The sequence below is a fragment of the Flavitalea sp. genome, assembly GCF_035489435.1.
In the GTDB taxonomy this organism is placed as follows: Bacteria; Bacteroidota; Bacteroidia; order Chitinophagales; family Chitinophagaceae; genus DATHKG01.
On the sequence record NZ_DATHKG010000139.1, the window covers coordinates 1 to 17694 of the forward strand.

Annotated in this window: 16 protein-coding genes; 9 read left to right on the top strand and 7 right to left on the bottom strand. The window is 42.4% G+C overall.

Translation table 11 applies throughout. The annotated features are described in order from the left end of the window. Positions 1 to 245: 245 nt before the first annotated feature. Positions 246 to 587 carry a hypothetical protein gene (locus tag VK664_RS21900; protein ID WP_461400841.1) on the top strand — a complete coding sequence of 114 codons (342 nt, stop codon included), beginning with the start codon at positions 246 to 248 and terminating at the stop codon, positions 585 to 587. Here VK664_RS21900 and VK664_RS21905 read toward each other — a convergent pair. From VK664_RS21905 to recF, 3 genes are all read right to left on the bottom strand, one after another. Next, positions 584 to 865 carry a DciA family protein gene (locus VK664_RS21905; protein ID WP_461400842.1) on the bottom strand — a complete coding sequence of 94 codons (282 nt, stop codon included), beginning with the start codon at positions 863 to 865 and terminating at the stop codon, positions 584 to 586. The genes VK664_RS21900 and VK664_RS21905 overlap by 4 nt on opposite strands. Positions 866 to 874: 9 nt before the next feature. Then, a complete protein-coding gene (locus tag VK664_RS21910; RefSeq protein ID WP_461400843.1) occupies positions 875 to 1318 on the bottom strand; it encodes a hypothetical protein in 444 nt (147 codons plus the stop codon). Between the two features lie 61 nt (positions 1319 to 1379). After that, complete coding sequence (gene recF / locus VK664_RS21915; RefSeq protein WP_461400844.1) at positions 1380 to 2492, bottom strand: DNA replication/repair protein RecF; 1113 nt, start codon at positions 2490 to 2492, stop codon at positions 1380 to 1382. 165 nt (positions 2493 to 2657) lie between these two features. On the opposite strand from recF, the gene pdhA reads away from it, so the two are divergent. The 4 genes from pdhA (at position 2658) to VK664_RS21935 (ending at position 5831) form a co-directional block, all read left to right on the top strand. Beyond that, entirely contained in the window at positions 2658 to 3653 is a 996-nt protein-coding gene (gene pdhA / locus VK664_RS21920) for a pyruvate dehydrogenase (acetyl-transferring) E1 component subunit alpha (protein ID WP_461400845.1), read from the top strand. A 91-nt stretch (positions 3654 to 3744) separates the two neighbouring features. After that, positions 3745 to 4440 carry a tetratricopeptide repeat protein gene (locus VK664_RS21925; protein ID WP_461400846.1) on the top strand — a complete coding sequence of 232 codons (696 nt, stop codon included), beginning with the start codon at positions 3745 to 3747 and terminating at the stop codon, positions 4438 to 4440. 3 nt (positions 4441 to 4443) lie between these two features. Then, positions 4444 to 4938: a 6,7-dimethyl-8-ribityllumazine synthase gene (gene ribH, locus VK664_RS21930; protein ID WP_461400847.1), complete on the top strand. Its 495-nt coding sequence runs from the start codon at positions 4444 to 4446 to the stop codon at positions 4936 to 4938. Between the two features lie 170 nt (positions 4939 to 5108). Continuing rightward, a complete protein-coding gene (locus tag VK664_RS21935) occupies positions 5109 to 5831 on the top strand; it encodes a (Fe-S)-binding protein (RefSeq protein ID WP_461400848.1) in 723 nt (240 codons plus the stop codon). A 123-nt stretch (positions 5832 to 5954) separates the two neighbouring features. Here the strand turns inward: VK664_RS21935 and VK664_RS21940 are convergent, their stop codons facing one another. Continuing rightward, a complete protein-coding gene (locus VK664_RS21940) occupies positions 5955 to 6212 on the bottom strand; it encodes a fasciclin domain-containing protein (RefSeq protein ID WP_461400849.1) in 258 nt (85 codons plus the stop codon). 260 nt (positions 6213 to 6472) lie between these two features. On the opposite strand from VK664_RS21940, the gene VK664_RS21945 reads away from it, so the two are divergent. Next, on the top strand, positions 6473 to 6880 hold the full coding sequence (locus tag VK664_RS21945; protein ID WP_461400850.1) for an EVE domain-containing protein: 408 nt from the start codon (positions 6473 to 6475) through the stop codon (positions 6878 to 6880). A gap of 183 nt (positions 6881 to 7063) precedes the next feature. Then, positions 7064 to 7747: an SIR2 family NAD-dependent protein deacylase gene (locus VK664_RS21950; protein WP_461400851.1), complete on the top strand. Its 684-nt coding sequence runs from the start codon at positions 7064 to 7066 to the stop codon at positions 7745 to 7747. Between the two features lie 178 nt (positions 7748 to 7925). Here VK664_RS21950 and VK664_RS21955 read toward each other — a convergent pair whose 3' ends face one another. From VK664_RS21955 to VK664_RS21965, 3 genes are all read right to left on the bottom strand, one after another. Continuing rightward, positions 7926 to 9437, bottom strand: coding sequence for a saccharopine dehydrogenase C-terminal domain-containing protein (locus tag VK664_RS21955; RefSeq protein ID WP_461400852.1), 1512 nt, complete (start codon positions 9435 to 9437; stop codon positions 7926 to 7928). A gap of 141 nt (positions 9438 to 9578) precedes the next feature. Then, complete coding sequence (locus tag VK664_RS21960) at positions 9579 to 9905, bottom strand: hypothetical protein (RefSeq protein WP_461400853.1); 327 nt, start codon at positions 9903 to 9905, stop codon at positions 9579 to 9581. A 344-nt stretch (positions 9906 to 10249) separates the two neighbouring features. Continuing rightward, positions 10250 to 11890 carry a hypothetical protein gene (locus VK664_RS21965; protein WP_461400854.1) on the bottom strand — a complete coding sequence of 547 codons (1641 nt, stop codon included), beginning with the start codon at positions 11888 to 11890 and terminating at the stop codon, positions 10250 to 10252. 382 nt (positions 11891 to 12272) lie between these two features. Between VK664_RS21965 and gyrA the strand changes: the two genes are divergently transcribed. Beyond that, entirely contained in the window at positions 12273 to 14999 is a 2727-nt protein-coding gene (gene gyrA, locus VK664_RS21970) for a DNA gyrase subunit A (RefSeq protein ID WP_461400855.1), read from the top strand. A 31-nt stretch (positions 15000 to 15030) separates the two neighbouring features. Next, positions 15031 to 16323, top strand: a complete 1293-nt coding sequence (locus tag VK664_RS21975; RefSeq protein WP_461400856.1) for a hypothetical protein — start codon at positions 15031 to 15033, stop codon at positions 16321 to 16323. Positions 16324 to 17694 lie beyond the last annotated feature (1371 nt).

Consider the following 17694-nt stretch of genomic DNA (forward strand, 5'->3'; position numbering starts at 1 on the left):
AATGCCGGTTATTGCAATAAGTGAATGTTGAATTTTGTTGTACAAGTCGCATATCCCCTTAAGTGAACGAGATTAGAACGTGCAGGATGGGCCTGAGGTTGGTTTGATTGCCACCTTCGATTCCTGTTCGGAGTTACTGAAGTCCATCAGGGCCCAACAACCCCTGGCACAACATAAATACCTAAAAAAGCCGATCAGGGAACTAAAAGCAGATCGGAGACAACAGCAGAGACCCGGCATGAACAATGGTATTAACCAGGAATCACAGTGGCAAATCAAACCAACCGAAAGGCCCATCCGGCGGAGTGAAGAACCGAGTGAACGCCATGAACCTGCAACATCAACATCTAGCCAATAAGGCAACCAGCACTACAAGCATACCAAACAAAGCCGATCAGGGAACTAAAAGCCGATCGGAGACAATCCCGCACGTGCGGGACATGAACAATGGTATTAACCAGGAATCACAGTGGCAAATCAAACCAACCTCAGGCCCATCCGGCGAAGGGAAGAACCGAGTGAGCGCCATGAACGCGCAACATAAACACTGCCACGATGAGGCAGCCTATAGAATAAAGAATGTTTAGTTAATCACAACTTCCTTAATTGTCGACTCCCCAAGCGCCTCATTAACCCGTTTGCAAATAATATCTTTCTGATAAAGTAATTCCTGCTTAAGCGGAGCAACATGTGTAGTAATATATAGCGTATGACCGCTGATCGAGATTTTTTCAGTATACCTGGCAATGGTTTTACCCATGATTTTTTCCCAAACATCTTCTATCTGAAGTGCCTGCATGGAACCTTTTAACCTGCTGTGTTTAATAAAGTGTTTTAAGGCTTCGCCTATTGAATACTCGCCCATTGGTGCAAGTTAATGAAACCATTTTAATGCTGCGATGGTTACGATTATCAGGCCGCCTGACAATATAATAAGAGAGGGTAGCCATACTGAACCACGGCTCAGTTTCGCGGCTGTGTTTGTCTCCGCTGTCTTGTTATCCGCATCCTGAACTTCACCGTCACGAATCTCAGCCCGGGTTAACTGTGTTGGATCCACACCCCATATGAGGTTATAACCTGCATCGTCGACCAGCCAATCATAGTCGTCAAAAAACAAAACCTCTTTTAAGGTGGGATTGTTTTCCATTTCTATTGATTTTTTCAGAAGTTCGAGAGCATAAAGACGGAGACCTTCTTTATTTGCCTTTATAACTCCATGTTCGCCGGTGTCATCGGTTGTGAAAGAAAAATAGGCGGAGTTGGTGTCGCTGGATTCATTGAGAATCCCGACACAGGTTTCTATCTGGCTTGGCATCGTTGATTGTTATGGGTAATAAAAGGGGTGTGGTGACAAGGTAATAAAAAAACGATCAATGTCAAATATCCAGGAGCTGATATTTTATCCCCAAATAATTAATATTTTCCTTGAATCTCTCCTTATGTGTATCGGTAATAAAAATCTGGCCTGAACTGTCGCGGCAGACCCATTCAAGCAGATTCCGGATTCTTTGCTCATCAAGTTTCTCAAATACATCGTCCAGAAGCAGGATGGGTGCGAAACCTTTATGAATCCGGAGGGTTTCGAATTCAGCCAGCTTAAGGGCAAAAAGCAGGCTTTTCCTTTGTCCCTGTGAGGCTTCTGATTTGAAAACACGGGATGCAATGCTGAAATTGAGATCGTCTTTGTGTGCTCCGGTGGTGGTTCTCTGAAGCAGCAGATCTTTCTCCCGGCTCTGGATTAATAGTTCCTGGAATGGGGTATTCAATAGTTGACTTTCGTATCCGGCCGACACCTCTTCATCTTTCCCGGCAATCAGATTGTAGAATGAGTGAACCCGGGGGATGAGTTCGGACAGAAGTTCCCGACGCCGTTCAAAAACAAAGTTGCCATGCTGAACCAACTGATGATCATAGGCATCAAGCAATTCAGGGTTCAGGCTGCGCCGGTCATCCAGCGATTTAAGATATCCGTTTCTCTGTTGCAGCACTTTGTTATATGATATCAGGTGCTGAAGATATTCCGGGTCGAGCTGGCTAAACAAAGTGTCTAAAAATCTCCGTCTTTCCTCACTGCCACCAGTTATCAGTAATACATCATCCGGCACTATAATTACTGCCGGCAATAGCCCGATATGGCGGGCAAGCCTGTCGTAGGATTGTCCATCCGTGATAAATTCCTTTTTCCCCGTTTCCCGCAAAATGGAAACAACCTTGACCTGCTGATTATTTTTGAAAAACTCACCTTCTAACCTGAACCCATTTTTTTCGTGCTGAACGTTTTGAGTGTCGGAGCGGTTAAAATAACTTTTGGTAAAACAGAGGTTATAGATCGCATCCAACAGGTTGGTTTTGCCTATGCCATTTCTGCCGCAAATACCGATTATCCGCTCTTTGAACACAAATTGCGAGCTGGAATAGTTCTTAAACTGGAAAACTGATATTGACCGAAGGTTGAAGATGATCCGAATCTTTTTAGGATGATCATGCAAGATAACAACTAACTTTTAGAGTCAATTACAAAGGAAGGTAGTTAGCTGCCATCTTAGATTGATACTGAGTATGATAGGTGCAATTACCTGTTATCTTAACAATAACCAAAAACAACTAGGAAATTCATCTCTTCCCCTTATCTTTGCCCCTCAAATTTTTGTAAAGTGGCCACCAAATTTTCAAAAGAAACGTATCTCTACTGGTACGAATTGATGCAAATGATTCGCCAGTTCGAATTAATGGCAGAAGAAAAATATAAAATGGAAGGGAAGATCCGTGGATTCTTTCACGCCTATGTTGGGCAGGAAGCGATTGCCGCGGGTTGTATGACTGCCACAAAACAAATGGATCCTTTTGTGACCGCTTACCGCGATCATGGACTGGCGCTTGCAAAAGGCGTTAGCGCCGATTCTTGTATGGCTGAACTTTATGGTAAAGCAACGGGATGTGCAAAGGGTAAAGGCGGAAGTATGCACTTTTTTGGTAAAGATGTGGCATTTTTCGGCGGTCACGGTATTGTTGGCGCGCAGATAGGAACCGGTGCAGGACTTGCATTTGCTGAGAAATATAAGGGTACGGACAATGTTTGTCTTACTTATTTTGGAGATGGTGCTGCAAGGCAAGGGATGCTCCACGAAGTGTTTAATATGGCGATGACCTGGAAACTCCCGGTGATTTTTATTTGCGAGAATAATAATTACGCTATGGGTACTTCGGTTGAGCGTACCAGCAACGTAGTTGATATTTATAAACTGGCAGATGCTTATGAAATGCCTGCCGATACTGTTGATGGTATGAGTGCTGAAGCAGTGCACGATTCTGTTACCCGGGCGGTTAAAAGAGCAAGAGAAGGTGATGGGCCAACTTTACTAGAGTTCAAAACTTATCGTTATAAAGGACATTCTATATCTGATCCACAGAAGTATCGTACTAAAGACGAGGTCGAAGAATACAAGGGCCGTGACCCTATCCAACAGGTTCTGAAAACCATCTACGAGAAAAAATATGCTACTGAGCAGGAAATAGCAGCTATTGATAAAAGGGTAGAAGATGCCGTGATTCATTCTGTGAAATTTGCAGAGGAGTCGCCATGGCCGAATGATGATGAAGTATATAAAGACATTTACCGTCAGGCGGATTACCCTTTCATCAAGGACTAATTCCAGTTCAAAGTTAAGCTACCCCAATAAATAAAACCCCTTTCCGTTAAAGGCGCAATAAATTCAAATACAAATTCAAAATACACCAACGATGGCGACTGAAGTGAAGCATGAACAACCCGTGTCTACCGAAAGAAATCATGATCAGCATGTTGTAGAGCGTGCACAGGATTTTTGGAGCAAATACAGCAAACCCGCGATGATCGGCCTTACGGCAATCGTATTAGTTGTCGGCGGTTTTTTTGCCTATAACAGATTTGTGAAAGGTCCGGAAGAAATAAAGGCCAATGACGCTATGTGGAAAGCGCAGGAATATTATAAAATTGATTCTTTTCGCCTTGCACTTAACGGGGATGCAAGCACCCCTGGTTTTCTTAAAGCTATTTCAAGATACAGTGGTACAAAAGCCGCTAATCTTGCAAAATTTTATGCCGGCTCATCTTACCTGCAACTGGGCGATTATAATAACGCTGTGAAATATCTTAAGGACTTTTCGACTGACTCAAAACTCATTCAGGTGAGGGCAACCGGTTTATTGGGCGACGCTTATGCCGAACTTGGGAAAAAAGAGGAAGCGGTGGAGCAATATAAAAAAGCCGGGACCATGCTTGAAACTGATGATTTCAATTCCCCTGAATATCTTTTCCGGGCCGGCTACCTGTCAGAATCAATGAACAAAACAGCCGAAGCAATTGAGCTTTATAAAAAGATTAAGGAAAAATATCCAAACAGCCAGCGCGCTTATGATATTGACAAATACCTTACTCGTTTGGGTGAAATAAAATAATACATGGCTGACGTAAGCAACTCAAAACTTCTAAATATAGATACGGGCATCCTGAACAAGGATGCCTGCATTGTTATTGTCAAGACTGAATGGAACGCTGCGGTTGTAGACGAACTGGAAAGAGGCTGTTCGAAAATCCTGGCAGAAGGTAAGATCAGGCAGGTAAGGACCATCACCGTACCAGGCGCTTTCGAGATCCCCTTCACGATAAAACGATATTGGGATATCAACTTCGATACATATAACCGGCCTTCTGCATTCATCGCCCTGGGTTGTGTAATCAAGGGAGATACTCCGCACTTTGATTATGTATGCAAGGCCGTAACGGACGGTGTAGTTCAACTTAACCTGACCTTGCCGGTTCCGGTTATTTTTGGCGTGTTGACAGTTGACAACGAACAACAGGCGCTTGAACGAATTGGTGGTAAACATGGCCACAAGGGTGAAGAGGCAGCTATAACTGCTTTGAAAATGATCTCGATTATCAAGCTGCTTTGATTGAAAATTCCGATCCGCCCGTTTGGAAAAGTCCGTATGAAATCTCTATAAAAAAAATTTTGGCACAGAAAGAAAGTATATAGTATCAAGTCAAAAAGAATGTTCTTAGCGTCAGGAGTGTTCAAAGCGTTCATTCGCTAAGGCGGCAGCAAAAAAATAAAAAGGAACAAATGAAAGTTGAGCTATTTATTCCTTGTTTTATTGATCAGCTTTATCCCGGTACTGCATTTAACATGGTTAAAGTACTGGAGAAAGCCGGTTGTACGGTCAGTTATAACCAGGAACAGACTTGTTGTGGCCAGCCGGCTTATAACGCGGGTTTCCGGGCTGATTCAAAAGCCGTCTGCTCAAAATTTCTCAACGATTTTAAGGATGCCGATTATGTTGTTGCTCCCAGTGCTTCCTGTGTGGGTTTTATCAGAAATTATTATCCGAAAATCTTCGACAACTCCTCTCATCATAACGAGGTAAAAGCCTTGCAGAAAAGGACTTTTGAGTTCTCCGAATTCCTTGTGAATATTCTTAAAGTTGAAGACCTGGGTGCAAGTTATCCGGTTCGTGCAACCTATCATGATTCATGTGCGGGGCTAAGAGAATGTGGAATAAAATCGGAGCCTCGTAAACTGTTGTCCAAAGTAAAAGGTCTTGAACTGGTCGAAATGAAGGATACTGAAACCTGTTGCGGTTTCGGAGGTTCTTTTGCGGTCAAGTTTGAATCAATCTCCGTCGCCATGGCTGATCAGAAAACAGGCAATGCCATCGCTACCGGTGCTTCCTGTATCATTTCAACCGATCTTTCATGCCTTATGCATCTTGATGGCTACAGCCGTTTTAAAGAATTGAATATTCAGACTATGCATATTGCTGATGTACTTGCAAGCGGATGGGAATAATCCAGTGATCTCAACATCAGCGTTTTTAGGAAGCAACGAGTGATCAGATTTGAGAGATATAACGTTGCCTGGAAGATTAATAAAAAAAGAAGGCCGGCAGAAGCCAGCCCTCGTAGAGCCTTGTCAGCTCTTGAGTAACACCACATGATCAATAAGGTGAATAACTCCGTTCTTTTGATTAACGTCTTTTGTAGTTACAGTTGCCATACCGCCCTTCTCATCGGTTAGTACTACATTTTTGCCTTTCAAAGAAGCCGTTAATTTGCCGCCTGCTACAGTAGTAAGCTCCGCTTTTCCGTTCCCGGCTTTTATCATTTCAAGCAATTGTGCCGCACTTACATTTCCCGCCACAACATGGTAGGTAAGGATGGCGCTGGCCAACAACCATTGAAAGTTTTATTACTGATTTCATTATTACGTTTTTAATAATTTGCATTAATTTTCGTGACCATTACATGTAACTCTGGCATCTACGGAACACCAAAGTGGTTAGATTCATCTGTACATTTTATTTATTAGTTCTCTACAATAAAAGATTAAGCATTTGTACAGGAAAACAACTGAAGCTGATGAGAAAAAAAACATTATAACGGCAATGAATAAACTTATTTTGCGGGTCTTCATTAACTAAACAATTACAAATGGCATATTGGCTCATAAAATCAGAACCAGAAAAATATTCCTGGGATCAGTTTCAGAAAGATAAAACCGCAACCTGGGATGGAGTGCGTAATTATGCAGCCCGGAACAACCTACAGGCGATGAAAAAAGGCGACCAGGTTTTTTATTATCACAGCAACGAAGGAATGGAAATTGTCGGGATTGCAAAAGTTGCAAAAGAATATTACCAGGATCCGACAACGGACAATGCTGCCTGGGTGGTAGTCGATTTTAAACCATTCAAAAAATTAAAAAAAGCAGTTCCGCTATCTGTAATCAAGACTGATGGACGTTTGAGCCAGATGGCGCTGGTTAGACTTGGTCGACTTTCTGTACAGCCGGTTACCGATGCAGAATGGCAGATAATCATGGAGATGGCAGGAATGTGAAATGAATATAGGGTTCATGAGGAGAAATAGGTCAATGGAAGCAACTCCTCAATCGAAGTATTCACTCAATTCATTTAATTACTTAATCGATGTAATCACTCAATTGAAGTAATTACTCAGTCGAACTCAGTCGAACTAATGGTTCAGTCAAATGAATCGCTCAATAGAATGAACCTTTCAAATATGAAGAAACTGGTAGTATTGACCGGAGCCGGAATCAGCGCTGAAAGCGGATTAAAAACATTCCGGGACAGCGACGGGTTGTGGGAAGGTCATGATATAAGAGATGTGGCCACGCCGGGTGCATGGACAAAAGATCCGGCGCTCGTCCTCGGGTTTTATAATATGCGTCGTCAGAATGTACTGGCCGCAGAACCCAATGCTGCGCATTATGGTCTCGCTGAACTTGAAAAGAGATTTGATGTTCAAATCATAACGCAAAATGTTGATGATCTCCACGAGCGCGCCGGTTCAACAAAGGTTATGCATCTTCATGGTGAAATTTTGAAAATGCGTAGCGAGAAAAACGAACAAATTATTAAGCCGATTCATGGTGATATAATGATAGGAGACCTGGCTCCTGATGGTTTCCAATACCGTCCGGCAATCGTCTGGTTTGAAGAATTGGTGCCGATGATGGAACTAGCCGTTCCGCTGGTAGCAGAGGCAGAAATTTTTGTTGTGATTGGCACTTCGCTTGTTGTATATCCCGCCGCAGGTCTTATCAATTATACATCGCGTGGTATACCAAAATTTATCATTGATAAAACAATACCATATACCCTGGGGCAGCGAAATCTTACTGCTATAGAAAAACCCGCGACTGAAGGTATCGTTGAATTGAACAAATTACTGGATTCGCTGTAATGAATGTCAGGATTGCCTGCAATGATTTTAATGAGTGGCTGCAATGATTGGAACGGTTGGGCTGCAACGATTGTAATGAGTGGCTGTAATCATTGGAACGATTGGCCTGCAATGATTATAATGATTGGCTCTAATGATAGCAATGTTTGAGTATAACTCTGGATGTGCAGATGAACCTTCATTCAATAACCTGGTGAGTTTCCAGGAAAGAAATTCCCTTCCCTTTAAGTCCTTTCAGAACCGGGTTATAAACTTCTTTTGTAACAGGAATTTGCAAACCTTTCAACGGTAATTGACCTTGTAAGTAAAGTGATGCGGCAATACCAAGAGGCAGGCCCACAGTTTTTGCCATTGCCGTGTGAATATTGTCTTCGCCTTTCACTATTAAGGAAGCACGGGCATGAAATTTCTTTCCTTCCAGTTCGTAGTCAACTTCGTGTAACATCACAATCATGTCCTTGTCTCCCTCGTTGAGAGCCAGTTTTTTCTCAAGAGCAAACTGCAATACATCTGCTGCGCTGCAGTATCCTTTATTGATAAGCAACTCATCATTCATACCAAGAAAAACCAACTGGCTGATAATCAGGGTAGCTTCATGTTTCTGCCAGGCAACGCGGTCTGCCGCCTTAAGTTTTATTTCATCTAGCCCGATAGTGTTTAACTGCCCGTTTTCATCTATCAGCATAAACTTTTTCAGATCATCTTTTACATCATCTGCCGGGTCTTCACTTAGGGTTATCAACATTTCTATTTTCTCAAGGATTTCTGCAGTTTCCCTGAATCCTGCAGTCAGATTTTTATCGACCCATTCAGCAAAGCCATGCTGCGAGAAATGTTGCTTAAAAAAAGTCTGAAGCATCATTCCATCGGTGTCATATTTTATAGTTTCATCGGTAAGCTTCAGATCCACCAGGTTTTTCCATCCAAGGCAAAATTCAGGATAACGCAAGGTGGTCCTTAAAAATGTGTGACAGTTTTCTAAACCATAAAGTTCCATATAAGGGAGTGAATCACGGTTTGCATACCAGCACAATTCACCAAGTTCAGGGATCTCAACGGTGTTTTCCGGGTTAAACAATTGCTGGTACGGAAGATGTATTATTTCGCCCCCTTCTTTAAATACCGCTCCAGCCTGGCCGGCCAACACGACATTTCGCGGGTTCCAGCTGATTTTATAATGCCAGGGATTGTCATCATTTTCAGGTGCAACCAAACCACCACAATGCGATTTGAATGACTGAATTTTGCCCCCGGCTTTCCGGATTTCATCAATCATTTGCATAGCGCTCATATGATCGATGCCAGGATCAAGTCCTGATTCACATAAGAATAATAAATTCTTCTCCTCAATTTCCGGGCTTAGCTGCCTGAGATTTTCATCAATATAAGAAGCCGTAAAAAGATGTTTACCGAGTTCAAGGCAATCCAATGCAACAAAATAATGAAGTGCAGGCGGTAACAGAGATATTACAAGGGTCGCTTCAGAGATTACCCTTTTTCTTAACTCCAAATCATGAATATCAAGAAATATAACTTCTGCGTGAACCGAGTTTCCTGTTTTTGCCCTGGCTGCTTCAATATCATAGTCGGCAACACGTATTTTCCATTGGTGAAGACGAGCCTCTTCTATCAGGTATTCAATCAGGTAAACGGATGACTTCCCTGCACCTAAAATCAAGATGGAGTTCATTACTTTAGAGTATATTATTGCAATATACTTAATAAGGTGTTATTCACTTTTGGCTTCATCTTCATATACTTGCCGCTCAACAAATAAAAAAAAGCCAGCCCCGGGGCTGACTGCATAAGACATGAATTCACAGGGAAAATATCAGAGGCCAGGGAGAATATTTCCGAGATCAATATCTTCAGGCTCCCTGATTGTCATACTATCAATAAATATATTCTGAACTTGTTTCTGATTATTGAATCGTTCCATCTCCAACTGCCAACTGCCTTTGGTAAGTGAAATCCTGAAACTTCCATCAGCAGCAACGGGTGTTTTAACTGAATCGTTTCCCTGCCTGGCTACAATACGTGAGCCTTTCGGGTCAATTTTCATATGACCTGTTACAGAGCTGGTTTGTGACGCTTTGAATGCGTGAAGCACAATCACTGCAATGACAACCCCTAACAGAGTTAAAGCTGTATTGTTCATGTACTGTATTTAGTTTGTTTGAGGCAAGCTTGCGCTAATAGATATCATTTCAATAGGAGAAGGTCAGGAGTGGAATGAAATTTCAACTATTATGCCAAGCTGAAACTTTTCGAAAATTGTATTGAAGAAATAATATAACCAGGCTCGTTTGAAACAATATGGCCGCAGGTTAGAGAGGAATGCTAATTACAAAAGCGCCGTTATCGTAGTTGATAATTGTGTAGTTGTTACATGGCTGAATTGTTGAATAAATGCAACGAAGTAGTCAAATTTATTTGCACAAAATGTTCTGATGAAATACATCAGTTTACATAAAATGAATTAAACTGTATGCAGGCTGGTATTTATATGCCAGAGTGGACAAGCCCGAGCGACCTGGAATTGATGACTTTGATGTTTGTCGTTACACTGACACCACGATTAGTTCTTGGTACTTCCTGGGTTAGCTGATTGCCAGGTTTTATATTGTTAAATACGATAGTTTGTGTTTTTACAACTCTTTTTTCGGGTCCAAGATAGGCGACTTCGACTTCAACCTGGTCGATTTCAAAATCGCTTTTATTCGAAACAGTGAGTGAAAGATCAGAGATTCCACCGAGTACACCAGTCTTATACTTATTACTTTTTACCGAGACCAGTTGCCTGATATTTTTCCTCGTTGATTCTGCTGCTGCGTTGGAAAGGCTTTTGTTTTCCTGTACTACTACAGGTTGAATTGTTACTGGCTGAACATCCGGAACGACAGTCTGAACCAGGGGTTCTTCTGATTTTTTATCTTTTTTAGAAACGGTGTTGCTGACCGCAAGTTTTGCCTGGGAATTTGCACTGGTATTGAGTTTTTGGCTTACAAGTTGTTCCTCAGTTGCGGGCAGAACTTGTTCGGGGACAGTATTGGCTGGTATATCTGTTTTGGCAACTGGCTGACTGGCAGGTAACTGCTTCAACCTTTCTCTTTCCTGGATTTGTTTAACCAGGTTATTCAGTTCTTTAGCAGATTCTTTTTTGCCGTTACTGATAGCCAGTCCGATTATAATACCTCCAAACAGCAGGCATAATGCGCCCATGATCATGATTGCGGCATTTTGTTTCCCGGCAAGTATGGATTTTTTGGTTTTACCAGGGAAGACTGTGTCCGTTAACAGATCTGCACCCGCGAATTTGCTGCTGAAGCTTGTATCTGCCAATTCAGCTTTTTTGTATTCGGCATCAACCTTTTTGTATTTAGGAGCGGGGGTGAACCGTTCACTTTGATTTCCGTCCGATCTGCCAGGAAATACCTGTTCTTCGCGATAATCTTCGCGGGCTGCAGGCGCAGGTCTTTCAGTAATCTTATCTGACTGGGAAACCGGTGATGTTGATTTTGTGATTTCGGTATTTGGACGTGTGGCTGTTTTGGAACCTGGAAGCGTTACATAAATTTTTCGTTGGCCATCATGCAAGGGTGCAACATCCTGGGGTTTGGGTTCGAAAGGAGACCTTGTAACAGATCCTTCTGCAGGTCTTGATATTGATATTGTATCCTCCGAAAATCTTGTTATTTCCTCTGAAGATCTTGTTATAGTTGATTCTATTGGCGTTTTTACTGTTGTTTCTGAGGCTCTTGCTGAAGCTCCGTTGGCAGTTTCAAAACCGGATGTAGCTGATGAAACCGGAATTTCAATTTTCTGTGTTGAGTATATCTCAGGGGCGTTCGTGGCTGCATGTCCGGAAGAACCCTGGATGTTTTTAGACTCATTCCGGGATGTCATTGCGATCTCTGCAAAATGTGTTTCTGCTGCAGGCTTTTTATAAAATCGGTCGAATGGCTGTTCTTCTACTATTGGCGCATAGGCCTTCAACTCTTCAATTTCACTCGGATAACGCCAGGCTGCACTTTTCCCATCGAGCCAAACAAGGTCATATGCCTTAATGCCCTTTTCAATAAGCTCAGGCACGGAATAAGGACCCGATTGTTTGTTATCCCTGAGAAGCAAATATCTGTTCATACAAAAGATTGTTCTGTCACAATTAAAAAGATTCCGGGCATTCAGCGCAGGCAGACCAAATCCATTATAAAAAAGGGGACGTTAAACAGCGGTAATTCAAAGGAAGGGGTTAAGCGTAACTGGTTTCAACTTACAGTATACCTACAAGTTACTTAAAGCCAAGATCTATACCAAAAAGTCCTTTGGAAATGTTATAAATGGATTGTTAAACCCTTTTCATGGATTTTTGGAAGCAATCCACAAACGTGGAAAAATACCTGTTAAAACACCGATTTAGATAAGGTTATGAGGCCCGGATTTGGTAAATTTGCGAGCCTTTGCGCGGTTAGCAATTTCCATTAATTTTTAATTTCTCAAACTTAGTTCAGCCTTAAAAGTAAGCATGGAAGAAAATAACATTACCCCCAATGAAACAAACGATATTAACAGGATAGTTCCGGTCAATATTGAAGAGCAAATGAAAACGGCCTATATCGATTATTCTATGTCGGTAATTGTTGGCCGGGCTCTCCCGGATGTTAGGGACGGTCTTAAACCGGTTCACCGCCGTATACTTCATGCCATGAACGAACTCGGTATGGGTTTCAGCCGGCCACATAAAAAATCTGCCCGTATCGTCGGGGAAGTATTGGGTAAATATCACCCGCATGGTGACAAATCTGTTTATGATTCAATTGTCCGGATGGCCCAGGAATGGAGCATGCGGTATACACTGATAGATGGCCAGGGTAATTTCGGTAGCCAGGATGGTGACGGACCAGCGGCAATGCGTTATACGGAAGTAAGACTGGAGCGCATAGCCGAATCAATGCTGATGGACATCGATAAGGAAACTGTCGATTTTCAAACCAATTTTGATGACTCCCTTGAAGAACCGAAAGTGCTGCCAACCAGGATTCCAAACCTGTTGGTGAACGGATCCAGTGGGATTGCCGTGGGTATGGCAACCAATATAATGCCCCATAATCTAAGCGAGGTGATAGATGGCTGTGCGGCGTTTATTGATAACCGTGATATTACCATCGATGAGATGATGCAATATATTAAAGGACCTGATTTTCCAACCGGGGGTGTAATCTACGGGATGGAAGGGATCAAGGCTGGCATGCATACAGGACGTGGCAGGGTAGTGCTTCGTGGAAAAATGCATGTTGAAACCAAGGCAAGCGGACGCGAACAGGTTATTATCACTGATGTGCCATACCTGGTTAACAGGGATGCCCTTTGCGATAAAATCGGCCAGCTGGTAAATGAAAAAACTATTGAAGGTATTGCCCACGTTAATAATGAATCAAATCAGAAAGAAGGAACCCGGGTTGTTATAGACCTTAAAAGGGATGCTATAGCGAACGTTATCATCAACCAGTTATTTAAGTTTACCGAGTTACAAACATCCTACGGAATTAATAACGTCGCCATTGTAAAGGACCGTCCGCGGACCCTTAACATCAAAGAAATGATCAGCGAGTTCATTGAGTTCCGTCATGAGGTTGTAATACGCAGGGCCGAGTTTGAATTGAGGGAGGCACAGAAAAAAGCGCATATACTTCAGGGTTACCTGATTGCGCTGGATCACCTGGATGAAGTAATTTCGCTTATCAGGGCATCTTCAACACCGGAAATCGCGAGGGAAGCTTTGATCAATGCTGGTTGGGGACTCGATGAAATACAGGCTAAAGCCATCCTCGAAATGCGTCTTCAGCGTCTCACCGGCCTGGAAAGAGATAAAATCAAACAGGAGTATGATGAGTTGATGAAAGTAATCAGCCACCTGGAGGAATTGCTCGGCAATGAAACACTCAGATTTGATCTGATCAAAAAAGAATTACAGGAAATAAAGGATAAGTTCGGGGATGCAAGAAAAACGGAAATAACCTTCCTGGATGATGAAATGCAGATTAAAGATCTGATTAAGGAAGAGGACGTTGTAATTACAATTTCTCACCTGGGATATATTAAAAGAACTTCTGCAACCGAATACCGCGCACAGCGCCGCGGTGGCAGGGGGCAGATAGGAGGTAAAACCAGGGATGAAGATTATATAGAGCATCTGTTCGTGGCTTCGACCCACCATTCAATGTTATTTTTTACAGAGAAAGGAAGGTGTTACTGGCTGAATGTTTACCAGATTCCTGAAGGTGATAAAACCAGTAAGGGGCGCGCCATTCAGAACCTGATACAGATCCCGCCTGATGACAAGGTAAGAGCCATTATCGATGTAAAAGATTTACAGGATAAGGACTTTGTAGCCGGACATAACATTGTTTTATGCACCAAAAAAGGCATTATCAAAAAAACTATATTGGCTGATTTCAGCAGGCCAAGGCAAACCGGTGTAAATGCAATCACGATTCTTGAAGGAGATGAATTGTTGGAAGCAAAACTAACCAATGGCAATTGCGAAATAATGATGGCGGTCAAAAGCGGCCGTGCGATACGTTTCCCCGAAGAAAAAGTGCGCCCGACCGGTCGTGGAGCGATTGGAGTTGCCGGAATTGAGGTGAATGAGAAAGACGACGAAGTGATTGGCATGATATGTGTCAGTCGTGAAGATAAAACGCGGACTGTACTGGTTGTCAGCGAAAAAGGTTTTGGAAAAAAGACCCAGGTCGACGAATACCGGATCACAAACCGGGGAGGTAAAGGTGTAAAGACAATTAATGTTACTTCCAGAAGTGGTGGATTAGTTGGTATCCTTGATGTTACAGAAAGAGAAGACCTTATGATCACCTGCAAAAGTGGAGTAACGATCCGTATGCCGGTTCAAGGTATAAGTGAACAAGGACGGGCCACCCAGGGCGTAAAATTAATTCGTGTTGATGACGGTGATGAAATAGCCGCAATTACTAATCTTGATGAACTGGAAGTTACGGGCGCAGAAATTGTAGTTGATGGAGTAACCACTATGGATGAAGTGTCCGGGAATGAAAATGCTTCCGTAACCGGGCTGTCGCCCGAAGATGTATTAGGCGTTGAAGGTTTTGTTGACGGGGAAAATCCGGTAGATGATCTGCTGGTAAATGATGAATTTACGTCAGAAGACGAGGAGGATACAACCGATAACGAGTCCGGCTCATCTGGGGAAGATAACGATCAACCAATTGCATAACGATAACTTTAATTAAATAAACACGGAAAAAATGAAAAGAATATTGCTGACTGTAATGCTTGCTTCATCAGTTGTTGGTTTGTTCGCACAAAAGCTGGACAAAGCCAAGACTTCGTTGGAAAAGAAGAAACTGGCCGAAGCGAAAACGGAAATCGACAATTTCCTTGCAGTCGATAAAAACCAGGCTAATTCTGAAGCATGGTATACAAAAAGTAAAATTTACCTGGCTATCAATGCAGACTCAAGCGTTAAAGCCACTGTGCCTGATGCAAGAGTAGTGGCCTTCGATGCAATAAAAAAATATCTTGAACTGGAATCAACAAAGGATTCTACCAAGAGAAATACATTGCTCACCATGGATGGCAACAAACCATTGGTTGATATTTATTCTGCGTATTCAAAAGATGGAGCATCTTTTTATAATGCCGGAAATTTCAACGATGCGTTAACCAATTTTCAAAAAAGCCTCGAAGTATTTGATATCATGTCAAAGAGAAACATGATTCCTTTAAAACTCGACACAACCACTACTTTGTATGCTGGTATCTCTGCTGAAAAAGCAAATAAACCTGATACCGCAGCTGTTTATTATGGAAAAATTGCTGAAAGCAAAGCCAAGGCAGAAGGGTTTGTTGAGATCTACAAATGGCTGGCTGATCACTATCGTCAGAAAAATGACATGGCCAACGCCACAAAATATGCCACATTGGGACGCGAAGTTTATCCCCAGGAAACATTCTGGTCTGGATTCGAACTTGATATGGCCAGGGAAAAAGGAACTAAAGATGAGCTGTTCACTAAATATGAGCAGGTTATCAAAGAAAATCCCGATAACCATTTATTCTATTTCAATTATGGAGTAGAATTGTACCAGGCGGGTTACAACCAGGACAGTACCAAACGTCCCGCCAATTCAACAGAACTGATTGAACGTGCTACACAACAGATTGCAAAAAGCATTGAGAAAAAAGCGGATTATGCAAATTCACAAATGCTGATGGGCCAGATTCTTTACAACCAGGGTGTAGACATAAACAATAAAAATAAAGCTATCCGTCCTTCAGGAGGCGCAAAACTGAAACCGGATGAATTAAAGAAAAAGGAAGATCTGCGTGTTGAAATGAATAAGAAATTCGACGAAGCCCTGAACTACTTCACAAAGGTGGATCAGATCCTGGGATCACAGGGAAAACTTAAACTCGACGATAAGAATATTCTTAAGGATGCCTATGATCTCACTATCACAATTTATGAGCAAAAACAAATGGGTGATAAGGTTACTGAATTCACTACCAAGTTTAACGACGTTGACAAAAAACACTAATTCGGGCTATTTAGATTATCGATAGACTTTTTTGAAACTCTATAAAAACAGGCCGCAATTTGCGGCCTGTTTTTATTTGCGTTTTGCCCCCGCAATTGTTTGTTTTCGCAATTATCAGTATCACCTGATAGGTGAATTGAACCAAGGTGTATCAAAATTGATTTCCACACATAGGGATTGTGCAGTGCCTAAAATTCAATAGTGAAGAAGCCAGGCCATTTAGCAGCAGTAGCAACGAAAACTTCTATTTAACATAATATATATTATAAGAAAGAAATGTCGTCAGGTTTTCCTCAGTTGCTTATTTGGCCCTTGATCGGCTTTGGAATTTCTGACTGCTGTACGAACACTAATATGAAACAGTTCTATTGCATTCCTTCGCTCTGTTGGGAGCGTTATTATGCAACAGTTTTTGGTCGCTTCTTCGCACCGTTGGGAGCGGGATTGTGCCTTTTTGCGGCTGTGTCCCGTGGTTAATACCTTTGCTCATGTCGTGAGTGGTTCTTGACTCCGATCGGCTTTTTTGCCCTGATCAGCTTCAGTAACTCCGACTACGGCATGAAGTGCTGGTTTGCTTTCTTTGGCTACCAGGATTCTTATGCGACAGTTTTTGGTCGCTTCTTCGCACCGTTGGGAGCAGGATTGTGCCTTTTTGCGGCTGTGTCCCGTGGTTAATACCTTTGCTCATGCTGGGAGTGGTTCTTGTCTCCGATCGGTTTTTTTGCCCTAATCAGCTTTGTTAGGGTTTCTTCAAGTGCTGGTTGCAGTATCGCCCTGATCGGCTTCAGTAACTCCGACCACGGTACGAAGGCCGCTCAAAGGCACAATCCCGCTCCCAACTAGCTCATCCACTTGGGGGAATATCAAACTAGTCATAACAATTTTTACGAGTCCTGTATAGCAGGCTTCGTTGTCCCATCATTCAATCAGCATCAAATTATGTGTATTAGTCAATCACTTATTTAACGCTAGTTGACAATTGAGTTGATATTCGGTTTTGCAATTACCTTCCTGATCTAATATACAAACCGATCTCACATTTGATCGGGAGAAATAACACGGCCACTTGCAAACGCAGCCCCCGATAACGCTGCCACGCGTGAAAGCTGCAATCGCAAACGCTGAATCACAGCCACCTGCAAACGCTAAATCACTACTATGCTGAATCATTGCGAGGCTGTAACGAGCAATCGATGCAATACCCATCGTTATTTTTTCCTTTGCGCTATAGGGAATATTATTAATGCACTGGAACCAGATTGCTTGCGAGTTGCAGATTGCTTGCGAATTAGATGAAAAGAATGCAAATGCAGTGATGCACAACCGAAATTTCGGTAGCTAAGATTGTTTAAGAGATTGTTGCAAACGGAT